Genomic DNA, 21,375 nt, shown 5'->3' on the forward strand with positions numbered 1-21,375 from the left:
CTCCTCTTTCATTCTTGTACTCACTTCGCTGAAAGGCCACGATCCGTGACTATTGCGGTAACCGGTTCCATCGCCACCGACCACTTGATGCGCTTCCCCGGCCGCTTCGCCGATCAGCTCCTCGCCGATCAGCTCGCCCACGTTTCGCTGAGTTTCCTGGTGGACGATCTCGTGATTCGCCGCGGTGGTGTCGGCGGCAACATCGCTTACGCCATGGGCGTGCTCGGTGGGTCCCCGCTACTCGTCGGCGCAGTCGGTGCCGACTTCGCCGAGTACCGCACGTGGCTCGAGGACAACGGCGTCGACTGCAGTGCGGTCCGTATCTCGGACAAGGCACATACGGCGCGTTTCGTGTGCACCACCGACGAGGACATGGCGCAGATCGCGTCGTTCTACCCCGGTGCGATGAGCGAGGCCCGCGAGATCGAACTCGCGGCAGTGGCCAAGACTGCGGGCGCAGTCGAGCTGGTGCTGATCGGCGCCAACGACCCCGAGGCCATGGTTCGCCATACCGACGAATGCCGTCTGCTCGGAATCCCGTTCGCAGCGGATCCGTCGCAGCAGCTTGCTCGCCTGTCCGGTGACGAGGCCAAGGCGCTCATCCACGGTGCGAAGTACTTGTTCACCAACGAGTACGAGTGGGGTCTGCTTCAGCAGAAGACTGGTCTGAGCGAGGAAGAGATCCGCGCGCAGGTCGGCATTCGTGTCACCACCCTCGGCTCCAAGGGTGTGGAAATTGTTGACGCCGAAGGTAATTGGGTGCGCGTCGACGTAGTGCCCGAGACCGGCAAGGTGGATCCGACGGGCGTTGGCGACGGTTTCCGCGCCGGGTTCCTGCTCGCACACGGCGCTGGCCTGAGCTTCGAGCGCGCCGCACAGCTGGGATCTTTGGTCGCTGTGCTGATCCTCGAGACCGTGGGAACGCAGGAGTGGGTGTTCAATCGCGACGAGGCCCTCAAGCGCCTTACCGACGCATACGGCAGTGCGGCTGCGGACGAGATCGCGACGATCCTGCCGAAGTAGGGCTCCGCCCCGTGAGTGGTTGAGGAGTCCGGAGACTCCCTGACCACTCACGGGGCCGAAGGCCTAGATGTTGACCGGGTACACCGGTTCCTGGATCTGCGGCACGATGCGCTTCTCCACGAAGATCCCGTGCCAGACCATGAACGTCAGCACGGTCCACAGGCGTCGGCTGTGGTCGGACACGCCCTCGCGGTGATCGTTGAGCATCTTCACGACGGCCTGCTTGTCGAAGATATGGTCGGTTCCCGACTCTTCGATCTGCAGATGTGCCCAGTCGAAGAGTTCGGTGCCGCGCAGCCAATGGCGCAGGGGAACCGGGAATCCGAGCTTCGCACGGTGCAGAACATGGTGCGGCACAATGCCTTCCAGGGCCTGGCGCAGTGCGTACTTGGTTGTGTCCTTCGTGATCTTCTGATCGAGCGGTACGCGTGAGGCGACGTCGAAGACCTCTGGATCGAGGAACGGCACACGCAGCTCCAGCGAGTTGGCCATCGTCATCTTGTCTGCCTTGACGAGGATGTCGCCGCGCAGCCAGGTGAACAGGTCGAGATGCTGCATCCGCGCAACCGGATCCCAGTCCCGTGACTGCGCGTAGATCGGCGCGGTGACGTCCTGGTGCGTCCACTCCGGACGGAAATCGCGCAGGACGGCGCGGAGCTGAGCGTCGTTGAAGCTACGAGCATTTCCGTAGTAGCGCTCCTCGAGGGTCAACGAACCGCGATTGAGCAGGCTCTTGCCGCGAGTGCCGTCCGGGATGCGTTCGGACAACTTGCCCGCGGCCCGACGCAGTCCCTTTGGGAGGTACTCGAAAGGTTTGAGCGACAACGGTTCACGGTAGATCGTGTAGCCGCCGAACAGCTCGTCGGCGCCCTCGCCGGACAGCACCACCTTGACGTGCTTGCGAGCTTCCTTCGCGATGAACCACAGCGGAATCAATGCCGGATCGGCCACCGGGTCGTCGAGGTACCAGACGATCTCGGGAATGGCAGCGGCGAACTCGGCGGGGGAGACCACCTTGACGACGTGCTTCGCGCCGATCGCTGCGGCGGATTCTGCAGCAACGTCGACCTCGGAATAGCCCTCACGTTCGAAACCTGTCGTGAAGGTGATCAGGTTGGGGTTGTGACGCATCGCCAGCGCCGCGATGGCAGTGGAGTCGATACCGCCGGACAGGAACGAACCGACGGTGACGTCGGCGCGCATGTGCTTGGCAACCGAATCCTCGAGTGCCTCGGCGATTTCCTGGTAGCGCGCCTTCTCCGTGCCCGGCGCAAAAGGCTTGGCCGGGAACTTCGGCGTGAAGTACCGCGTGAACGTGGGCTCCTCGCCCGGACGGACCCGAGCGAAGCTGCCCGATTCCAGGCGTCGGATCTGCTTGTGCAGTGTTTCCGGCTCCGGTACGTACTGCAGAACGGTGTAGTGCTCGATTGCGCGCGGATCCAGTTCGGTACCGATGCCGATCAGATCGGTGAGTTCGAGCAGGCTCTTCTTCTCGCTGCCGAACGCGGTGCCGCCGGCGCCGGTCGCGATGAACAGCGGCTTGATCCCGAACGGATCGCGCGCGATGAACAGCTCGCGTGTGTCGGTGTCCCAGATCGCGAACGCGAACATTCCGCGCAGGCGCCGGACCGCGTCCTCACCCCAGTAGTGGAATGCAGCGACGATGGCCTCGGAGTCGCCCTCGGTGAAGAACTTGGCGTCGTGGTCCTTGACCAGTTCGGCGCGGATCTCCAAGTAGTTGTAGATCTCGCCGTTGAACGTGAGCGCATAACGCTCCGGGTTCTCCGGCGGGCCCCAACGCAGCGGCTGGTGGGAATGAGCGATGTCGATGATCGCCAGGCGGTTGAACCCGAAGACGAGGTGGTCGTCGTTCCACGTCCCGTGTTCGTCCGGCCCGCGGTGACGAAGGCAATGCATCGCCTGGTCGACCCGCGAGACGGCGTCCTCGCTGGTTCCGCCAGATGTCAGTAGCCCGAGCAGTCCACACACAGCGTCCGGTTCCTCGATTCAGAATTTTTGTACAGAAGGCTCCCGGACACGAGTGTCGGGGAGAGGTCAACGAACTCTTGACGAAAGTATGCCGCAGATCGACGTCCCTGCCGATCGCGGCGGAACGAATCGACGTGATGTGCGTCGCCGAAACGACCTGAGCCGTTCCTGAGCAGCACCTGAGAGAGCTGTGTGACGTCCGCCGCGACACGGGCGAGGACCCGAGGATGGATAGCGCCCGGCTTTGGTCTACGCTGCGTAGTAATTGGGCCTTCCCTCCGGGCATGCCCTAGTTGAATTTTGTGGCGATCAGGAAGGCGTGAACGTGGCGCAAGGTCGGATCCTTCGGCGAGCGGGGCTGGCAGTATCTCTGGGCATTGCTGCCTTGCTGCTGTCGGGTTGCTCCATCGACAACGAAGTGCTTCGTTTCGGGTGGCCTTCGGGCATCACCCCGGAGGCGACGCGCATGCGTGAGCTGTGGACGTGGTCGGTTGTAGCCGCCCTCGTCATGGGTGTGCTGGTGTGGGGGCTGGTCTTCTGGGCCGTCATCTTCCACCGCAAGAAGAAGGACTCGCCGGAATTCCCGCGTCAGACGGCATACAACGTGCCGCTCGAACTCGGTTACACGGCAGTTCCATTCGTCATCATCGCGGTTCTCTTCTACTTCACCGTCATCGTTCAGAACCATGTTCTGGACAAGACGGACAATCCCGACGTCGTCGTAGACGTCACGGCCTTCCAGTGGAACTGGAAGTTCGGCTACCGCTCCATCGAGTTCGGTGACGGCTCCGCCAAGTACAACGGCATCGACGTCGAGGCCGAAGAGGCTGCAAAGACCGAGGGCTCGACCGTGAACGAACACGGGGAAGAAGTTCCCGGCCCGATCCACGGCAACAGCACCGAGGACCTGAGCTACCTGCACTACGACAAGATCGAGACCGTCGGCTCCAGCCAGGAGATCCCGATCCTCGTTCTGCCCACCGGCAAGCGGATCCAGTTCGAACTTGCTTCCTCGGACGTCATCCACGCTTTCTGGGTGCCTGAGTTCCTGTTCAAGCGCGACGTTCTCCCGAACCCCAAGGAGAACCACTCGGACAACATCTTCCAGATCAGTGAGATCGAGAAGGAAGGCGCGTTCGTCGGGCGTTGTGCAGAAATGTGTGGCACGTTCCACGCGATGATGAACTTCGAGGTTCGTGCGGTTTCGCCCGAGGACTTCGCCAAGTACATCGAACTGCGCAAGGGTGACGCGGAGGGCAAGGGTGGTCTGACGACCGCCGAGGCTCTGCAGGCAATCGGTCAGTCGCCGGTGGCTACGTCGACCACGCCGTTCAACACCGACCGCGAGTACCGTCAGGCAACCGTCGCCACTGCAGGCAACTGAGCCGGCCAGCCTCTTCACTGAACAAGGACAAGTGCTGATATGAAGATCGAAGCCAAGCTCTTCGAGATCCTGACGATGTTCTTCATTCTCGTCGCGATCATCTACGGAGTGTTCACCGCTCTGTCACGCACAGGTATCGAGTGGGCCGGACTGACGGCCATCGTCCTGTCTGCAGGTCTGACGCTCATCGTGGGTACCTACTTCCGCTTCGTCGCCCGTCGTCTGGACACCCGTCCCGAGGACTACGACGACGCTGAAATCTCGGATGGTGCAGGAGAACTGGGCTTCTTCAGCCCGGGTAGCTTCTGGCCGATCCTGCTTGCCGCTGCTGCTGCACTCGCGGCAGTGTCGCTGGCGTACTTCCAGCCGTGGCTCATCGCAGTCGCAGTTGTCTGTGTGCTCGCCGCAGCCGCAGGCCTGGTGTTCGAGTACTACACCGGACCCGAGAAGCACTAGTTTCACCCGCACTCGAACAGAGGCGCCGCACCCACCCGGGTACGGCGCCTCTGTTGTCGTTTATGTGAGTTTCGGTGGTAGGAGGGTGCCTGTCAACAACCGCTCTCTGTCAATCGTGGAGCGAGTATTCGAGGTCGTAGCGGTGCAGACCGTCGACGACCTCCAGCTCGAGAGTGCCTGCGATGCCCTTCAACTCGCCGGTTCCGGACCCCGGCACGATCTCGTACAGAAGCTTCTGCGTTCCGTCGATCATCTGACCGAACTGCTGCAGGGCGAACGATCCCACAGCTTCGTCGACCTGCCCCGTGACAAACTCCAAAGCGACATAGCCCGCTGCACCGGCTGTCGGATCGCCCGCGGACAGCATCAGTCCGGACGATGTTCCTTCGACGCCGCCGATGAACGTCTTGTCGAACTCGAATCGTCCGACGCGTCCGGAGAGCTCAGGATCGGCGGGGCGAAGATCGATCTCGAAGGTGCCGCGTGCATGGGATGTCATGGTCCGAGTATCTCACCAGGCGACAACGCCTCGAGGGGACTCCCGAGAACGTGCAACACTTCGTAGATGATTCTCGAACATGCCGTCCTGCAGGTCGATCCGTCGCAGTCAGCGCGTTTCGAGGCTGCATTCGACGTGGCCCGAACCATCATCTCCGAGGTTCCCGGATTCATCAGGCTGCGGCTCTCGCGCTGCCTGGAATCACCGGAGCGATATCTCCTGCTAGTCGAGTGGGAAGACGTGGAGTCACACACCATCGGGTTCCGTCAGTCCACGGGATACGAGAAGTGGCGAGAACTTCTCCATCACTTCTACGAGCCGTTCCCGACGGTGGAGCACTATTCGACTGTGCTCGAGGTCTAGCAAAGCGTAGTGCCTCCTGTTGTCGGCGCTCAGACGACGAACCGGGGGAGTGGTGCCCACTTGGAGGTTGTACATACTGAATCGCTCAGAGAACGAGTGAGGCCCCGAACCGGAATCCGGTTCGGGGCCTCACTGGTCAACTGACGTTCTTAGTGGAGTTCTCCACTGGAACCATCGGACTTGCCGTTGGTTCGGTTCTGGTAGTCCAGAAGGATCTGAAGCTGCTCGTGCTCAGCTTCGTGATGAGCGGCTTCGAGAGCCTCGCTCTCCTCGACTGGGTCAGCGGTGATCAGGCTACCGCTACCGGGCTTGCCGGCGAGGCCGAGCTTGTTCATCTTCTTCGGGACAGCAGCACCCTGGTACTCGAGCGGGATCGGGTGTCCGTGCTCGTCGACGGGGCCGAGCGGCTGGTGGATCTCGATGTACTGGCCGTTCGGCATCCGCTTGATGATGCCGGTCTCGATGCCGTGTTCGAGGACTGCACGGTCACTGCGCTGCAGGCCGATGCAGAACCGGTACGTCACGAAGTACGCGATGGGCGGAAGGATGACCATGCCGATACGGCCGATCCACGTCATTGCGTTCAGCGAGATGTGCAGGTGGTACGCGATGATGTCGTTGATGCAGGAGATCGTGAGCACCAGGTAGAACGCGATGGACATCGCACCGATAGCGGTACGGACCGGCACGTCGCGCGGGCGCTGCAGGATGTTGTGGTGAGCGTCGTCTCCGGTGAGACGCTTCTCGATCCACGGGTACGCGATCAACAGTGCGAAGACGAGGCCCATGATCAGGGCGACGGCGAACACAGCGGGGATCGTGTAGCGGCCGAACAGGTAGATCTCCCACGCCGGCCACAGTCGAGCAAGGCCGTCCGTCCACATCATGTAGATATCGGGCTGGGAACCTGCCGAGACCTGTGACGGGTTGTACGGACCGATGTTCCAGACGGGGTTGATCTGGAACAGACCACCGAGCAGTGCGAGCACGCCGAAGGTCATGGCGAAGAACGCGCCACCCTTCATTGCGAAGACCGGGAGGATGCGGACGCCGACGACGTTCTGTTCCGTACGGCCGGGGCCGGGGAACTGCGTGTGCTTCTGGTACCAGACCAACGCGAGGTGGCCGGCGATCAGAGCCAGGATGATGCCCGGGAACAGCAGCACGTGAGCGACGTAGAGACGCGGGATGATGAGGTCGCCGGGGAAGTCGCCGTCGAAGATCAGCCAGTGCATCCAGGTACCGACGATCGGGATACTCATCGTGATACCACCGAAGGCGGCGCGAAGGCCGGTGCCCGAGAGCAGGTCGTCGGGGATGGTGTAGCCGAAGAAGCCTTCGAACATCGCCAGGATGAGCAGCAGGCAGCCGATGACCCAGTTCGCTTCACGCGGACGACGGAATGCGCCGGTGAAGAAGATGCGAGCGAGGTGAACGATGATCGACGCCGCGAACATCAGTGCAGCCCAGTGGTGAATCTGGCGAACGAAGAGACCGCCGCGCACCTCGAAGGAGATGTTCAGGGTCGTCTCGTAGGCGCGAGACATCGTGACACCACGAAGCGGCTGGTACGCGCCCTGGTAGACGACGTGTGCCATCGACGGATCGAAGAACAGTGTCAGGAACACACCGGAGATCAGCAGGATCACGAAGCTGTAGAGCGCGATCTCGCCGAGCATGAAGGACCAGTGCGTCGGGAAGACCTTGTTGATCTGCCGGCGCATGCCTGCGGCTAGGTGGTAGCGGGAGTCCATAGCCTCCGCTTGTCCAGCCGCTGCCGCGCTGATCTTGGACGGTTTGGTTGTTGTTGTGGTCACGGTCGACGCTCCCAAAATGCCGGGCCGAGTGCTTCGATGAAGTCACCGTCGGCGACCAGGAAGCCCTCTTCGTTCACTGTAATAGGCAACTGCGGAAGTGCGCGAGCAGCGGGACCGAAGATCGGCTTGCCGTAGGTCAGTGCGTCGAACTGCGACTGGTGGCAGGGGCACAGAATACGGTTGCTCTGCTGTTCGTAGAGCGAGGTGGGGCAACCCAGGTGGGTGCAGATCTTCGAGTACGCGAAGTAATCGCCGTAGTTGAAGCTCTCCTGGCCCTTGCGCTTGGTGACACGCGCGGTGTCTTCCGTGCGGAGGCGGATGAGCATCACCGAGTTACGAATGCCGCGCAGTGCTGCGAGCAGAGCGTGCTCGTCGCCACGGTCGGACTCGCGGAACGGGAAGACCGTTTCCATCGAACCGGCATCGAGATCTTCCGGGCGAACGAGGACGATGTCCTCGGGACGGCCGGTGTCACGACGCAGGTAGATGGTCTCGCCCGGGTAGTTCGGGGTCCAGCCGGACACCCACAGGGGTGAGTCGTCGCCCTTGGCCCACGGGTTCTTGATGAGTCCACCGAGAGGCATGACCATCATGACGCCGAGAGCGCCACCGCCGAACATCAAGCTGCGCTTGATGGCCTTGCGGCGGGGGAGGGTGGACGTATCGAGGGTGTCGCCGAGCTCGGCGACGATCGTGCGACGATCGACCTCGGTGGATCCACCGTCGTGGCGGTCCTGGATCGAGACCTCTTCGGGGATGAACTTCTTGGTGAACTGAACGGCACCGATGCCGACGCCGAGGATCGCCAGACCCATGGTCAAGCCGATCAGCGGGGTGTACAGGCTGTACTTGCCGTAGTTCTCGTCACCGGCACCTGCATACTCCCAGGGCCAGAACAGGTAGATCGCGATGAATGCGATCGCCGAAACGCCGGCGAGGCCGAACCAGAAGGCGACGTTGCGCTCGGCGCGCTTTTCCGCCCTGGTGCCCTTTACCGACCAACGATCACGGCGGTAGACGACATCGACGCCATCGAGATTGGTACCCAGCTTGACCAGGTCGTCGCGTGACATCGCGTCGAGCTCTTCATCTGTGTACTTCTTAGGCGTATCGCCGCCATGCTGGCCAGCGTCGCTCATGACCTTGCTCCGATCCACAATGCTGCACCGACGACAGCGATGATTCCGACGGCCCACATGGCGAGACCCTCAGAGGCCGGACCGAGGCCACCGAGCCCGTACCCACCGGGGTCCTTCGACTCGCCCGACGACTTGACGTAGGCGATGATGTCCTTCTTCTCCTCGATCGTCAGCTGACGATCCGAGAACTTCGGCATGTTCTGGGGGCCGGTAACCATGGCAGCGTAGATCTGCTGCTCGCTGGCCGGATCCAGGACCGGGGCGTACTTGCCCGAGGACAGTGCGCCACCGCGGCCGGTGAAGTTGTGGCACGACGCGCAGTTGAGCCGGAAGAGCTCACTGCCGCGTCCGATGTCGCCACCGCGCAGCGAGGACTGGGCGATTTCGCCGTTCTCGTCGCGGATGAGCGTCGGGCCGCCGCCGTTGGCCTGGATGAAAGCGCCGAGGGCGTCGGTCTGCGCAGCATCGAACTTGGGGTCCTTGCGTGCAGCCTGGGCCTCGTTGCGAGCTGCGGGCATACGACCAGAGGAGACCTGGAAGTACACGGCTGCTTCGCCGACGCCGATGAGGCTGGGACCGCGGTCCTGCACGCCCTGCAAGTTCGCGCCGTGGCACGTGATGCATGACGTGTCGTAGAGCTGCTTGCCTTCACGAATCAGGGCTGCTGAATCGTCGCTGGCGGTCGCAACCTGCGGAGCTGGTGTCAACGCCGAAGCGAGGAAACCTGCGCTGATCAATCCCATCATCAATACGAGCGCGCCGGTAACGCGCCGGCGGATTTTCCGCTGGCGACGCGACTTCGCGGCATTCGCTGAGTTATCGGATGCGGGAGGGGGGGATGAACTCATCTGTATCCCTTTGGTATGTCGGGACGGAACTGGACGTCAGGGGCTGCCTGGGGCGTACAGCTGATTAACGGATGAAATAAATCGTGGCAAACAGCGCGATCCACACGATGTCGACAAAGTGCCAGTAGTACGAAACAACGATCGCGGCGGTGGCCTGGGCGGGCGTGAACTTGCTGACCCGGGTACGTGCGATCAAGAAGACGAAGGCGATGAGACCGCCGATGACGTGCAGGCCGTGGAAGCCGGTGGTCATGTAGAACACCGAGCCGTACACGCTGCTCGAAATCGTGGTGCCCTCGTGCACAAGGTGGTAGTACTCGTAACCCTGGCCGGAGACGAAGAACGCCCCCATGATCAAGGTGATCGTGTACCAGCGACGAAGTCCGAAGACGTCGCCACGCTCAGCCGCGAAGACACCCATCTGGCAGGTGAACGAAGATGCGATAAGCACCAAGGTCACCGGCACGGCCAGATACAGGTTCAATTCGGTTGGCTCCGGCGGCCAATTTCCGTTCGCCTGAGCTCGTGCCACGAAGTACATGGCAAAGAGCCCTGCGAAGAACATGAGCTCACTTGACAACCACACGATGGTGCCAACGCTGACCATATTCGGCCGGTTCAGCGAGTGCACGCGTTGGGTGATTGCCGATCCTGAAGTCCCTACTGCGCTCGTCACAGACAGAAGTATGACGCTTCGTCGTAAGAGACGACCACTCGGGTCCACCATCGGCGCGTCGCTCGGCTCGAGTTCGCGGGATCGGGCGGCGAACGCGCTGGTGGCGTGGTCGGAATATGCTGGCGCGATGGCAGCTACACACAAGAGTAGACCGTGGTTCCTGAGAATTTTCGGCACGAAGATTCCGACGCCGCTCGACGCGGGGCGGTCGGATCTGGTCGTCGTTGCCGAGGGCTTCGACGACGCCGAGGCGAGTTCGACCGCACTCGAACGTGCCGGCTCCACAGAGCCGGAGTTTCGGGCGGAGTCCGAAGTGGTTCTGCGGCACCATCTCGACCTGCCGGAGGACTCGGTTGCCGATGCCGAGAACATCGTCGCTCAGGACGGATATGTGCGAGGCGCGAGTCGGCCCGAGGAGGTGACTCAGGCGGTCGAGAATTCGGTTCGCGTCATCTTCGAGCGTGTCCAAATCCTCGATGCCCTGCATTGCTCCCAGGAGCGATCACGAATGGCCGGTCTGGCGCAGCGACTCGGTGGTTCCGTCGCCGGGTGGGACGCGCTCCAGCCCCCGATTCTTGCGGAGGCGACGCCCAAACGCGGTCGCCGAAAGACCTGAGCGGCCCTATTCGGTTTCCTTGCTACCTCACTGACTAGGCTGCGAGGGTCATCGGCAGCACAAAATGGCAGCACGAAACGACAGCTCGAAATCCAGCCCACATGAACGACAAGGGGACCAAGGCACTATGGCCGGCACCGACGCATCCAACGCCGTGAACGTCGATTCGAGTGCAGTGGTGCGGTCGTGGCCGATGATTCTCGGTCTGCTCACGGACGGCAGTGACTTGTCGGAAGCCGACAGTCGGTGGGCGATGGGCGAGATCATGTCGGACAATGCCACTTCCGCTCAGATCGCCGCTTTCGGCGTCGGGCTGAAGATGAAGGGCGAAACCCCCGCGGAGTTGGAAGGGCTCGCCGGCGCGATGCTCGAACACTCCCGGCGCGTGCCCGTCGATTCCGACGTCGTCGACATCGTCGGCACGGGTGGTGACCGCTCCAACACGGTGAACATCTCGACAATGGCCTCGATCGTGGTTGCCGCGTCCGGTGTGCGAGTTGTCAAGCACGGCAACCGCGCTGCTTCGTCCAAGAGTGGTGGCGCCGATGTGCTCGAGGCGCTCGGCGTTCGCATCAACCTCGGCCCGGAGCAGGTTGCGAGGTGCGTCGAAGAGGTCGGCATCGGCTTTTGTTTCGCGCCGGTCTTCCATCCCGCACTGCGCTTTGCGGCGGTGCCTCGCAAGGAAATCGGCATCCCGACGGCATTCAACGTGCTCGGTCCACTGACCAATCCGGCTCGTCCGCGTGCCGGGCTGATCGGGTGCGCATTTCCGAAGCTGATCTCGGTCGTCGCGGGAGTCCTTGCGCAGCGCGGTAATTCGGCGTTGGTGGTGCGTGGAGACGACGGACTCGACGAACTGACCACATCGACGACTTCGACGGTTCACATCGTCGGCGGTGGAAGTGTGCGAACTGTCACGCTGGATCCGCGCGACCTCGGAATCGACCGCGTTCCTCTCGAAGAGTTGCGCGGAGGAGACGCCGAATTCAACGCCACCGTCGCCCGAACGCTGCTTTCCGGACAGAAGGGGCCGGTCCGGGACGCGGTCTTGCTGAACGCGGGAGCGGCCATCGCGGCGTTCAACGGTGTCGGTGACGATCTCGAGGGTGCGATCTCCGCCGGGATGACTGCAGCCGCTGCCGCGATCGACAGCGGCGCCGGCGCTGAACTGCTTCACAAGTGGGCGGCACTCACCGCCGAACTGGCCGACCAAGCCTGATCGACGAGCTACTCGCCCAGCGAGAAACCGGCCTCGACGTCTGCGCTGGAGAATGACTGGAAGGCGATGTGTGTGGCGGTTCGCAGAACGCCGGGCACCTTGTTGATTCCTCCGGTGACCACGTCGGCGATCTGGGCGTGGTCACGTACCTTCACGATGGCGATCAAGTCGACGTCACCTGCGCACGAGTAGACCTCCGTCACTCCGGACAGGTCGGCGACGGCCTGCGCGGTTTCCGGGATCCGAGCGGACTCGGCGTGAATCATGACGATGGCGTTGATCATTTCTCTCCTCGATTTCCCGGTGGGTTGTGATGACCCGGTGGTTTCGATCGAGCTTAGGGGTGCCGCCCCGTCGTTACGTCATCGATGTTCGGATTCGGTTCCGGCCCGCGCGAGTCGGCACCAGGCTTCCCACTTGCCGGCGCCGCCCGCAGGTTCGACGTAGCCGGATGTCGCCGACACGATTCGGACACCGTCCGATGCGAGCCACCGTGCGATCAGGCCCAGTTCTTCGGGTGACGCGCCGCGAAACGGTGCGTCGTCCGGTAGGACGGTTTCGGCGGCCGCGGTGATGGCGTCGACGACGGGCATCGGGTGAGTTCCACGTCTGGCGAGCCCGGCGGACGCGAGACGTCCGGAACGGATCACCGACAGCTCCCAGCCCCCGTCCCCGGTGGGACGGGCGAGAATCAGTTGTTCGATCGCCGCGACTGCTGCAAGTCGCTGAGTGCGCCGCACTGCGGTAGAGACTGCGACCGTTCGGTCACGCAGACGAGCAGCATTCTCGAACAACGCGTGTTCGGACAGCTCGTCTATTCGCGCCTGCATTTGTTGGAGGGGAGCGTCGTTGGTTCCCCGGAAGAATCCACGCACAGTCTCAGGGGCGGCCGCGTAGTCCTGCGCAGTGAGTTCCGGTGCCCAGGAGGCGGGACACGCCCCCAGTTCGCGAGCGGGGCAGTCAGGGCCGTGAACGGCGCCGCGCCCGAGACGTTTGGTGCACGTGCGTAGGCGGCTGAACTCTGCGACGGTGTCGGCGACTTCTACTGCGTCGCCGCGAGAGGTGAACGGGCCGATCGAATCGGCCGTAGGCGTGCGAACCACGGACAGTCTGGGAAACGCCTCGTCGGTGAGAGTGATCCACCATCCTCTTTTGGGGAATTTGGAGCGACGGTTGTACGGGGGTGCATGCGCGCTCAGTAGGCGTAGTTCACGCACCCCTGCCTCGAGCGCATGGGCGCACTCGACGTGGTCCACACGGGTGGCGAGCGCGACCATTTCCTTCATCCGGCCGCGGGTCTCCGAACCGGTGAAGTAGTTGCGGACGCGGCGTCGAAGGTCGTTAGCAGTTCCTATATAGAGGGCTTCGTCCGAAGGGCCTCGGAAAAGGTAGACACCCGGGCTTCGCGGCAGGTTTGCGGCGAAGGACCGTTTGGCCCGCTGATGTGAGGAAATGTTGGGCAGGTAGTCGACGAGTTCGCTGTAACTGTGGACGCCTTGGTTCCCGACTCTGTCGATCAACCCGTGTAGGACGTCGACGGTCGCACGCGCGTCGTCGAGCGCGCGGTGCGTCGGTTGGGTGGTCACCTGGAAGAGATGGGCGAGTGCTGAGAGTTTGACCGAAGGCGCCTCGTCGCGGGTGAGCACGCGCCTGGCGAGCTTCACAGTGCACAGCACACGGAACGCCGGCCACGGGCGTGCGCTGCGTGACGCCGCTGCTTTGAGGAAGCCGATGTCGAAGGGCGCGTTGTGTGCCACCAGCACCGCACCCTCGGCGAATTCGAGAAAAGCGGGTAGGACACGTTCGATGGGAGGTGCGCCGATCAGCATGGCGGTGGTGATTCCGGTCAGTTCGACGATGTACGGCGGAATCGATCGGCCGGGGTCGACGAGTGTTGCCATTTCACCGAGCACTTCGCCACCGCGGATCTTGACGGCGCCGATCTCGGTGATGGAGTCCTGGTCGGCGCTTCCACCTGTGGTCTCGAGGTCGACGACGACGAACGTCGTTTCGCTCAGCGGTGTGTCCAGCTCGTCGAAGCTCAGTTGCCGCCCGACGTCGAACTTCTCCCCGTCGGAGAACGGGGACGGAGACGGAAATTCTCGGGCCGAGGCGGGACTCACACCGCAGACAGTAGAAGGACCCCCCGACACGAATTCGAGAGTGCATACGCGGAATCCGGCTCACTGCGACTTCCATTGGGAAAGCAACGGATTGACCCCCGACAAAAGTATGAGAGACGAGGATCACACTTGCGGTGGGAACTCGCGAATGCGGTCTCCTACCTACTTACCGGTAGGGCGATTCGTGAGGGTGTTGCTACGGCGATCAGTCGCCGAAACCGCCTGATTGATCGAAACGGGTTCTAGTTTCAAGTAATCGGCGTTGAACTGCATGGAAGATCGGATTGTCGGGTTTGGTGACCCTTGCCAGTGGGTAGCAAGCGCAGGTTTGCGGGCCAGGTGAGCCTCGCCGAACAGACCTGTTGTTATCTCTTCGTGACCCGTCCGGCGTATCGCGGGCGCGGCAGCATGATTTCCGGCGAATCGGGCGCGATTGTCACGAAGCGGTCGACATCGTCGCGATCATTTCGTAACCTTCCTGAGACCTAACGAAGTCTTGCCGGACCAAACAGGACCGGCATCGTCAGGAACCGCCTAATCGGGATCTCCGCGAGGAACCCGAACCGGGAACCCAAGTTTCCACTGGGGTGAATCCCGCCTGGGGTGCAGCACGCATGATCGCTGCGGACCACGCGGGTAGGGCTGATCTTCCCAGCCCGAACCCGTCAGCTAACTCGGTCGGCGGATGAATGGAAGAAATGGAGCACCCCTTAAGTGGCGTCACAGAGTTTCAAGCGTTCAGCGCAGTTGGCAGTAGCCGGCGCGCTCGCAGTCGGAGCATTTGCTGCAACCGCTGCACCTGCCTCGGCAGACCCCATCACCATCCCCGGCGTCGGCACCTTCGAGGTTCCGGGCGTTTCTATTCCTCAGTTGCCGGTCATCCCGGGCATCACCGACATCGCACCGGCCGCTCCGGCCGCTCCCATCTCCAGTGTTGGTGAGCAGGCAGTTCGCGCCGCAGAGAGCAAGCTGGGCTCCCCGTACGTGTACGGCGCATCGGGCCCGGACGCATTCGACTGCTCCGGTCTGGTCCAGTGGGCATACAAGCAGGCTGGTCTGAACCTGCCTCGCACGAGCTACGACCAGGCCGCAGCCGGCGTTGCCGTTTCACAGTCCGATCTTCAGGTCGGCGACGTGATCTCCTTCTACGGCGGATCGCACTCGGGCATCTACGCCGGCAACGGCAATGTCATCCACGCGTCGACCGCTGGTCAGCCCGTGAAGCTCGCACCGGTGTCCTCGATGCCGTACGACGGTGCTCGCCGTTACTGATTTCTGAACACGCTCGACGGCTGTCTCCGGTAGACGGTCGGAACGATCCGCCGCTGCAAGGCGGCGGAGCTCGGGGGAGCTCCGGATCTTCGAATGTGGGCCTCGAATCTTTGATTCGAGGCCCACATTTTCGTTTCGCGACAATTCGCCCGGTACTTCACCCCGACACGCCTACCGGCGAGTAGACACAAACGTATGCCGTTCCGTAACCTTATCGAGACATTGCGCGGCCGAGACAGGTACTGTGGATAGTTGACAGCCAGCTAACAGATCGTCGACCGGTCCCGGTCGACGTCGCTTCACCGAGACGGAGAGTTGCATTCCGTGGTTTCATCGAAAAACAACAGTCGAGTACGCGCCGCATTGACAGTGGGAGTGCTGGCGTTCGGACTCGTCGCAGGGCCTTCGATGCAGGCCGGTGCCGACCCCGTCATCACCAACCCCACCGAGGCGCTCGACAAGCTCGGTGAACTCTCCCGGGTATCCGAGCAGACCAACGAAGCGCTGCACAACGCACAGATCGACCTCGACGCGAAGCTGGCGGTCGCGAATGATGCGGACGCGCGTTCGGCAGCCGATCAGGGTCTTCTCGACGCGGCTTCGGCACGTGTCGCCGAGTTCGCTCCGGCGGTAAACCGTATTGCCACAGCGAATTACCAGGGTGCGCGGACCAATCGCCTCTTTGCGTTGATGGTGAGCGACTCGCCGCAGCAGTTGCTCGATCAGATGTCCGCGCTGGACGTGATTTCCAACGACGCGGCAGTGCAGGTCTCACAGTTCAACCAAGCCACTGCCGAAGCGCGTGCCGCCTCGGAAGCATCGAAGCGTTCGGCCGAAGAAGCGCGGACCGCCGCCGATCAAGCCCGCGCACTCAGTGACGATTTGCAGCGCAAGCAGAGTGAATTGCAGACGCAGATCGCCGACGTGACCAAAGCTTTCCAGAGCCTCACCGACGCCGAGCGTAACCAACTGAGCGGTACGCCATTCCCGCCGGACGTCGATCTCAGCAAAATTCTAGCTAACTTGACGCCTGGTTCGGGTGCTGCTGCTCTGCAGGCAGGCCTCACGCGGATCGGTGACCCGTATGTCTGGGGCGCGACCGGCCCGAACGAGTTCGACTGCTCAGGTCTGGTCGTATGGGCCTACAAGCAAATCGGGAAGACTCTGCCGCGTTCGAGCCAGGCGCAGGCGCAGGGCGGCGTACCGGTGTCGAGGGACCAACTACAGCCCGGTGACGTCGTGACTTTCTACAGCGACAACTCGCATGTCGGTATCTACGCCGGCGACGGAAACATTCTGCATGCGTCGACGTTCGGCGTACCGGTGAAGGTTCAGTCGATGGCAGGCATGGAGTTCTCCACTGCGCGTCGTTACTGACGGCTTGCTGCGCCCGAGCGGCGTGTGGCCAGCCGCCGTGAAGCGTCGAGTCGAGTTCTCCTACACTCGGCACCGTGCCGACTGAACCGATGACGACGCCCGACGTCGGCGCAGATCGACCACGCCGTTGGGAGTATCCAGCCCTCGTGGCGCTCGGCGTTGCCGTGGTGCTCGTTCTAGGGTTGACGATCTTCCTGACGAACAGGTCCGATTCCGACGAAAATGCGGCCAGTGAGCAGGACGCCGAACGCACCGCGCAGGTACAAGCATTTCTCGATGCATGGGCTGCGGCGCAGATGTCCGACGATCCGTCGGGGCTGGCGAAGTTCGTCGACAGTGCTGCGGCACCCGGTGTGCTCGAAGCGGAAGTTCGGCGAGCCACCGCTGCGGGAGCGCTCGATTTCTCCGACTGGGGATACGAGATTCCCAGCGGCGGCCTGACACCGGCGCCGCGAACCGGTGCACCGGACGGAGACGTCGAGGTCTGGAATGCACAGGTTCTGTTGCGCTACGCCCTCGACGGCGTTGACGCATTGCCCACTCGCAAGGCAGTGTCCATGACGCTCGCGAAACGCGGAGATCAGTGGTCGGTTCTTGCGGACGGGTCGATCGTCGGACTGGACGGAGCCCGAACGGCGGGCGAATCCTGGAACGGCCCTTGGGACTTCGGGCCGCTGGCCGTCGCCGAAAATGCCGCGGGCAATGCACTCGTGATCGGTCACCCGGGTCAGCAGGCGTTCGTCGACGCTTTGGCGGCCGATGTGGACTCAGCCATCGAGAACACGACGCAGTTGTGGGGGCCGTGGTGGTCCGAGCGCGCGGTGCTCATGGTGGCGGGGTCCGCGGAGGAGTTCACCGCACTGGTCGGCTCCCATCACGACGGCGCTTCGATTGCCGCAGTGTCGGTCGCGGATGCAACGGCGGACGGGTCTTCCGACGTGAGCGGCCAGCGGGCGGTCTTCTCGCCTGCCGCGGCTTCGAGGCTGACCGACATCACCAGGCGAACGGTGCTGCGCCACGAGCTCATGCACATAGCCGCCCGATCGAAAACCCGTGACGGGTCGCCGATGTGGGTGTTGGAAGGGTTCGCCGAATACGCGGGAAATCGTGGATCCTCGCGGGCCTGGGGTGAGATCGCGCCGACTCTGGCAGCAGCGGTCCGCTCCGGCGATACTCCGACAGAGTTTCCGGACGACACACAGTTCGGCGGTGTCCCGGTCGTGAGTTCACTGGCGTACGAATCGGCGTGGTCTATCAACGCGTATATCGCTGATCGATTCGGCGAGGCGAAGCTGACCGACCTCTTTCGCGCCCTCGCCTCCGGAAAGATGACGGCCGAAGACCTCGACTCGCGGATCCGAGCGGTCCTCGGCGTCGGAACCGAGGAACTGCGAGTCGGCTGGGTCGACTGGACCAACAGCCATCTGGGCTGAGCGGTTTGCGGCTGGACGTTCGACTCGGCGAGGTGAGCTTCGCAAGTCTCGAAGCACTGCGTGCCCTTGTCACGACTCCAAGCACAGCGTGCCCTACGGTGGACGGATGCGCCGGACCCTCTTGGTGACCAACGATTTTCCTCCTCGCCCCGGAGGTATCCAGTCTTATCTCCACACGTTTGCCGGGCACCTGCCGGCGGACAAGTTGGTGGTGTACGCACCGCGGTGGCGGGGCGACTCGCACAAGAAGTTCGATGCGGCACAGCCTTTCGAGGTCGTTCGGCACCCGACGACACTGATGCTGCCGTCGCCCTTTGTCGCTCGTCGGGCCGCGAAGCTGGTCAAGAAGCACGACTGTGAGTCGGTGTGGTTCGGTGCGGCAGCGCCCTTGGCGCTGTTGGCGCCGGTTGTTCGACGCGCCGGAGCGAGCCGAGTGATCGCGAGTACTCACGGCCACGAGGTCGGGTGGTCGATGATTCCCGGTGCGCGGCAGTCGTTGCGTGTGATCGGCGATCACACGGATGCGGTGACGTTTGTCAGCAAATACACCCGTGGACGGTTCTCGGCGGCTTTCGGCCCGCAAGCGGCGCTCGAGCACCTTCCGTCCGGAGTGGACACGTCGGTGTTCCACCCGGACTCGGTCGCCCGCGCAGAACTGCGCAAGCGATACGGGCTGGGGGAGCGGCCCACGATCCTGTGCCTGTCGCGGCTCGTGCCACGCAAGGGGCAGGACATGCTCATCAAGGCGCTGCCGACCATTCGCAAGAGCGTCGACGGGGCGGTACTGGTGATAGTCGGCGGTGGACCGTACGAGGACCACCTCCGTCAATTGACACGTAAGACCGGGATGGACGATCACGTCGTCTTCACCGGCACAGTGCCCGCCGCAGAGTTGGCGGCTCACCACACGATTGCCGACGTGTTTGCCATGCCGTGTCGCACGCGAGGCGCGGGATTGGATGTCGAAGGACTGGGAATCGTCTACCTCGAGGCCTCGGCGACCGGCGTTCCGGTCATCGCCGGCCGCAGTGGTGGCGCTCCGGAAACCGTGCAGCAGAACAAGACCGGGCTCGTAGTCGACGGCACCTCTGTTCGGGACGTCGCCGAATCCGTGATCGAGGTGCTGTCCGATCGTGATCGAGCGGCCGCGATGGGAGCAGCCGGCCGGGAGTGGGTTGCCGAAGACTGGAAGTGGGACACGCTCGCTTCGAAGCTGCGTAATCTGCTCGGCTGAGCCACCGGGACTCGAACGCAAACGGCCCGCACCGAATTCGGTGCGGGCCGTTCGTTGCTGCGAGAAGCTGCTTGCCGAAAACCTACTTGGCGTAGATCTTTTCGATGTCGGCGGCAAAGCTCTCGTGCACGACGTTGCGCTTGAGCTTCATCGTGGGCGTGAGTTCGCCTGTGTCCTCGGAGAAGTCGACCGGAAGAATGCGGAACTTCTTGATCGCCTCGGCGTGTGAGACGAGCTTGTTGGCCTCGTCGATGGCGTCCTGGATTTCACCGACCAGCTCGCCGTCCGAAACCAGGTCGGCAGCTGTGGTTCCCGCGGCCTTGTTGTTGCGCTCGTTCCAGGCGGGAAGTGCCTCGGCGTCGATGGTGATGAGAGCGCCGATGAAAGGCTTCTGGTCGCCGACCACGATGGCCTGGCTGATCAGGGGGTGTGCGCGAAGGGAATCTTCGAGCTGAGCGGGGGAGACGTTCTTGCCGCCTGCCGTGACGATGATTTCCTTCTTGCGACCGGTGATCGTGATGTAGCCGTCCTTGTCGACGGTGCCCAGGTCTCCGGTGTGGAACCAGCCGTTCTCGATCGACTCGGCGGTCGCCTTCTCGTTGCGCCAGTAGCCGGTGAAGACCACCGGTCCCGAGAGGAGGATTTCGCCGTCTTCGGCAATGCGAACGGAGTTGCCGGCCAACGGCTTTCCGACAGAGCCGACCTTCTGTGCGCCGATGGTGTTGACGGCGAACGCTGCGGTGGTCTCGGTCAGTCCGTAGCCCTCGTAGATCGTGACGCCGATACCGCGGAAGAAGTGGCCGAGTCGAGCGCCCAGGGGTGCACCACCGGAAATGGCCAGCTGGCACTGTCCACCGAGTGCAGCGCGCAGCTTCGAGTACACGAGCTTGTCGAAGAGTGCGTGCTTGGCCTTGAGAACGATGCCCGCGCCGCCCTTGTCCTGAGCCTCGCTCCACGCGACCGCGGTGTCTGCGGCCGCGTCGAAGATCTTGCCCTTGCCGTCACCGTGCGCCTTGGCGCGTGCGCTGTTGTAGACCTTCTCGAATACGCGCGGCACCGAGAGGATGAAGTCGGGCTTGAACTCGCCGAACGTCGGAACGAGGTTCGGGATGTCGCTCGTGTGTCCAAGCGCTGCACCGGCATCGAACGACGCGATGCTGACTGCGCGAGCGAGAACGTGCGCGAGCGGCAAGAACATCAGGGTGCGAACGCCGGGAGTCTTGAGCAGCGTCCCGAGGTTGGAGTCGAGGATGCCCTTCGACTCCGCAATGAGGTTGGAGTGCGTCAGCTGGCAGCCCTTGGGTCGGCCAGTGGTGCCCGAGGTGTAGATCAGGGTCGCAGGATCGGAGGCCTTCAGTGCAGCGACGCGGGCGTGGACGTCCTCGTCGGAGATGTCGGCGCCCAGTGCGGTCAATTCCTCGACGACACCCTTACCGGCTGCCGCGGCATCGATCTGGTAGACCGTGCGCAGCGCGGGTGCGGCTGCGGCGACGTCCTTCACGGTCGCGGCGTGAGTGTCGTTCTCGACGATGAGGTCGATTGCTTCGGAGTCCTCGAGAATCCAACGAACCTGCTCGGCTGCGGAGGTTTCGTAGATCGGAACCGTCACGCCGCCGGCTGCCCAGATGGCGTAGTCGACGAGCGGCCATTCGAAACGCGTCGCCGACATGAGGCCGACGCGGTCGCCTTGCTTGACGCCGATCGCGATGAGGCCCTTGGCGACTGCAGTCACCTGGGCGGCGAAATCGCCTGCAGTGACATCGACCCATGCATTTCCGACTTTGCGCTTGTAGACAACCGCCGCCGGCTTCGTCTTCGCGAAGGCGAAGACCGAGTCGACCGCGGAGGCATCCTCGGGAATGGTGAACGTCTGGGGTGCGCTGAACTCAGGCACGAAATACCTCCGA

General features: G+C 63.0%; 19 protein-coding genes and 1 riboswitch. Of the genes, 10 read left to right on the forward strand and 9 right to left on the reverse strand.

Annotated elements, in window-relative coordinates; genetic code table 11:
- Positions 1-45 precede the first annotated feature (45 nt).
- Complete coding sequence (locus EEB12_RS26730; RefSeq protein WP_003941700.1) at positions 46-1,023, forward strand: carbohydrate kinase family protein; 978 nt, start codon at positions 46-48, stop codon at positions 1,021-1,023.
- A 63-nt stretch (positions 1,024-1,086) separates the two neighbouring features.
- Here EEB12_RS26730 and asnB read toward each other — a convergent pair whose 3' ends face one another.
- The gene (asnB, locus tag EEB12_RS26735; protein ID WP_003941790.1) at positions 1,087-3,012 is read right to left on the reverse strand and encodes an asparagine synthase (glutamine-hydrolyzing); all 1,926 of its coding nucleotides are present in this window, start codon (positions 3,010-3,012) and stop codon (positions 1,087-1,089) included.
- Between the two features lie 319 nt (positions 3,013-3,331).
- Between asnB and EEB12_RS26740 the strand changes: the two genes are divergently transcribed.
- Together EEB12_RS26740 and EEB12_RS26745 are read left to right on the forward strand one after the other, a co-directional pair.
- Positions 3,332-4,396, forward strand: a complete 1,065-nt coding sequence (locus EEB12_RS26740; protein ID WP_030537048.1) for a cytochrome c oxidase subunit II — start codon at positions 3,332-3,334, stop codon at positions 4,394-4,396.
- A gap of 39 nt (positions 4,397-4,435) precedes the next feature.
- Positions 4,436-4,852, forward strand: a complete 417-nt coding sequence (locus EEB12_RS26745; protein ID WP_003941723.1) for a cytochrome c oxidase subunit 4 — start codon at positions 4,436-4,438, stop codon at positions 4,850-4,852.
- Positions 4,853-4,961: 109 nt separating this feature from the next.
- On the opposite strand, the gene EEB12_RS26750 is transcribed toward EEB12_RS26745, so the two are convergent.
- Entirely contained in the window at positions 4,962-5,351 is a 390-nt protein-coding gene (locus EEB12_RS26750) for a DUF3224 domain-containing protein (protein ID WP_030537047.1), read from the reverse strand.
- Positions 5,352-5,417: 66 nt separating this feature from the next.
- On the opposite strand from EEB12_RS26750, the gene EEB12_RS26755 reads away from it, so the two are divergent.
- Positions 5,418-5,714 (forward strand): antibiotic biosynthesis monooxygenase family protein, encoded by a 297-nt coding sequence (locus EEB12_RS26755; RefSeq protein WP_141488823.1) that lies wholly within the window; start codon positions 5,418-5,420, stop codon positions 5,712-5,714.
- 149 nt (positions 5,715-5,863) lie between these two features.
- On the opposite strand, the gene EEB12_RS26760 is transcribed toward EEB12_RS26755, so the two are convergent.
- From EEB12_RS26760 to EEB12_RS26775, 4 genes are all read right to left on the reverse strand, one after another.
- Entirely contained in the window at positions 5,864-7,468 is a 1,605-nt protein-coding gene (locus tag EEB12_RS26760; protein ID WP_044480654.1) for a cytochrome b, read from the reverse strand.
- 59 nt (positions 7,469-7,527) lie between these two features.
- Entirely contained in the window at positions 7,528-8,670 is a 1,143-nt protein-coding gene (locus EEB12_RS26765) for a ubiquinol-cytochrome c reductase iron-sulfur subunit (RefSeq protein ID WP_020908103.1), read from the reverse strand.
- On the reverse strand, positions 8,667-9,518 hold the full coding sequence (locus EEB12_RS26770) for a cytochrome c (RefSeq protein ID WP_020908102.1): 852 nt from the start codon (positions 9,516-9,518) through the stop codon (positions 8,667-8,669). Before EEB12_RS26770 ends, EEB12_RS26765 begins: the two co-directional genes overlap by 4 nt.
- Positions 9,519-9,582: 64 nt before the next feature.
- Entirely contained in the window at positions 9,583-10,194 is a 612-nt protein-coding gene (locus EEB12_RS26775) for a heme-copper oxidase subunit III (protein ID WP_020908101.1), read from the reverse strand.
- 127 nt (positions 10,195-10,321) lie between these two features.
- Between EEB12_RS26775 and EEB12_RS26780 the strand changes: the two genes are divergently transcribed.
- Positions 10,322-10,810: a hypothetical protein gene (locus EEB12_RS26780; RefSeq protein ID WP_141488824.1), complete on the forward strand. Its 489-nt coding sequence runs from the start codon at positions 10,322-10,324 to the stop codon at positions 10,808-10,810.
- Between the two features lie 127 nt (positions 10,811-10,937).
- Positions 10,938-12,029, forward strand: coding sequence for an anthranilate phosphoribosyltransferase (trpD, locus tag EEB12_RS26785; RefSeq protein WP_020908099.1), 1,092 nt, complete (start codon positions 10,938-10,940; stop codon positions 12,027-12,029).
- Between the two features lie 8 nt (positions 12,030-12,037).
- Here the strand turns inward: trpD and EEB12_RS26790 are convergent, their stop codons facing one another.
- Both EEB12_RS26790 and EEB12_RS26795 read right to left on the reverse strand, forming a co-directional pair.
- Complete coding sequence (locus EEB12_RS26790; RefSeq protein ID WP_003941677.1) at positions 12,038-12,313, reverse strand: Lrp/AsnC family transcriptional regulator; 276 nt, start codon at positions 12,311-12,313, stop codon at positions 12,038-12,040.
- 78 nt (positions 12,314-12,391) lie between these two features.
- Positions 12,392-14,152, reverse strand: a complete 1,761-nt coding sequence (locus EEB12_RS26795) for a DEDD exonuclease domain-containing protein (RefSeq protein WP_181447579.1) — start codon at positions 14,150-14,152, stop codon at positions 12,392-12,394.
- Between the two features lie 521 nt (positions 14,153-14,673).
- A riboswitch (cyclic di-AMP (ydaO/yuaA leader) is annotated at positions 14,674-14,852 on the forward strand.
- Between the two features lie 14 nt (positions 14,853-14,866).
- On the opposite strand from EEB12_RS26795, the gene EEB12_RS26800 reads away from it, so the two are divergent.
- From EEB12_RS26800 to EEB12_RS26815, 4 genes are all read left to right on the forward strand, one after another.
- Positions 14,867-15,424, forward strand: coding sequence for a C40 family peptidase (locus EEB12_RS26800; protein WP_019748904.1), 558 nt, complete (start codon positions 14,867-14,869; stop codon positions 15,422-15,424).
- Positions 15,425-15,748: 324 nt separating this feature from the next.
- Complete coding sequence (locus EEB12_RS26805; protein ID WP_060938901.1) at positions 15,749-16,801, forward strand: C40 family peptidase; 1,053 nt, start codon at positions 15,749-15,751, stop codon at positions 16,799-16,801.
- A gap of 74 nt (positions 16,802-16,875) precedes the next feature.
- Positions 16,876-18,234, forward strand: a complete 1,359-nt coding sequence (locus EEB12_RS26810; RefSeq protein WP_258537384.1) for a hypothetical protein — start codon at positions 16,876-16,878, stop codon at positions 18,232-18,234.
- 106 nt (positions 18,235-18,340) lie between these two features.
- A complete protein-coding gene (locus EEB12_RS26815) occupies positions 18,341-19,468 on the forward strand; it encodes a glycosyltransferase family 4 protein (protein ID WP_020908095.1) in 1,128 nt (375 codons plus the stop codon).
- An 82-nt stretch (positions 19,469-19,550) separates the two neighbouring features.
- Here EEB12_RS26815 and EEB12_RS26820 read toward each other — a convergent pair whose 3' ends face one another.
- Positions 19,551-21,362, reverse strand: a complete 1,812-nt coding sequence (locus EEB12_RS26820; protein WP_019748900.1) for an AMP-dependent synthetase/ligase — start codon at positions 21,360-21,362, stop codon at positions 19,551-19,553.
- Positions 21,363-21,375: the final 13 nt, after the last annotated feature.

Source organism: Rhodococcus sp. WS1, from assembly GCF_003797745.1.
Lineage (GTDB): Bacteria > Actinomycetota > Actinomycetes > Mycobacteriales > Mycobacteriaceae > Rhodococcus_F > Rhodococcus_F erythropolis.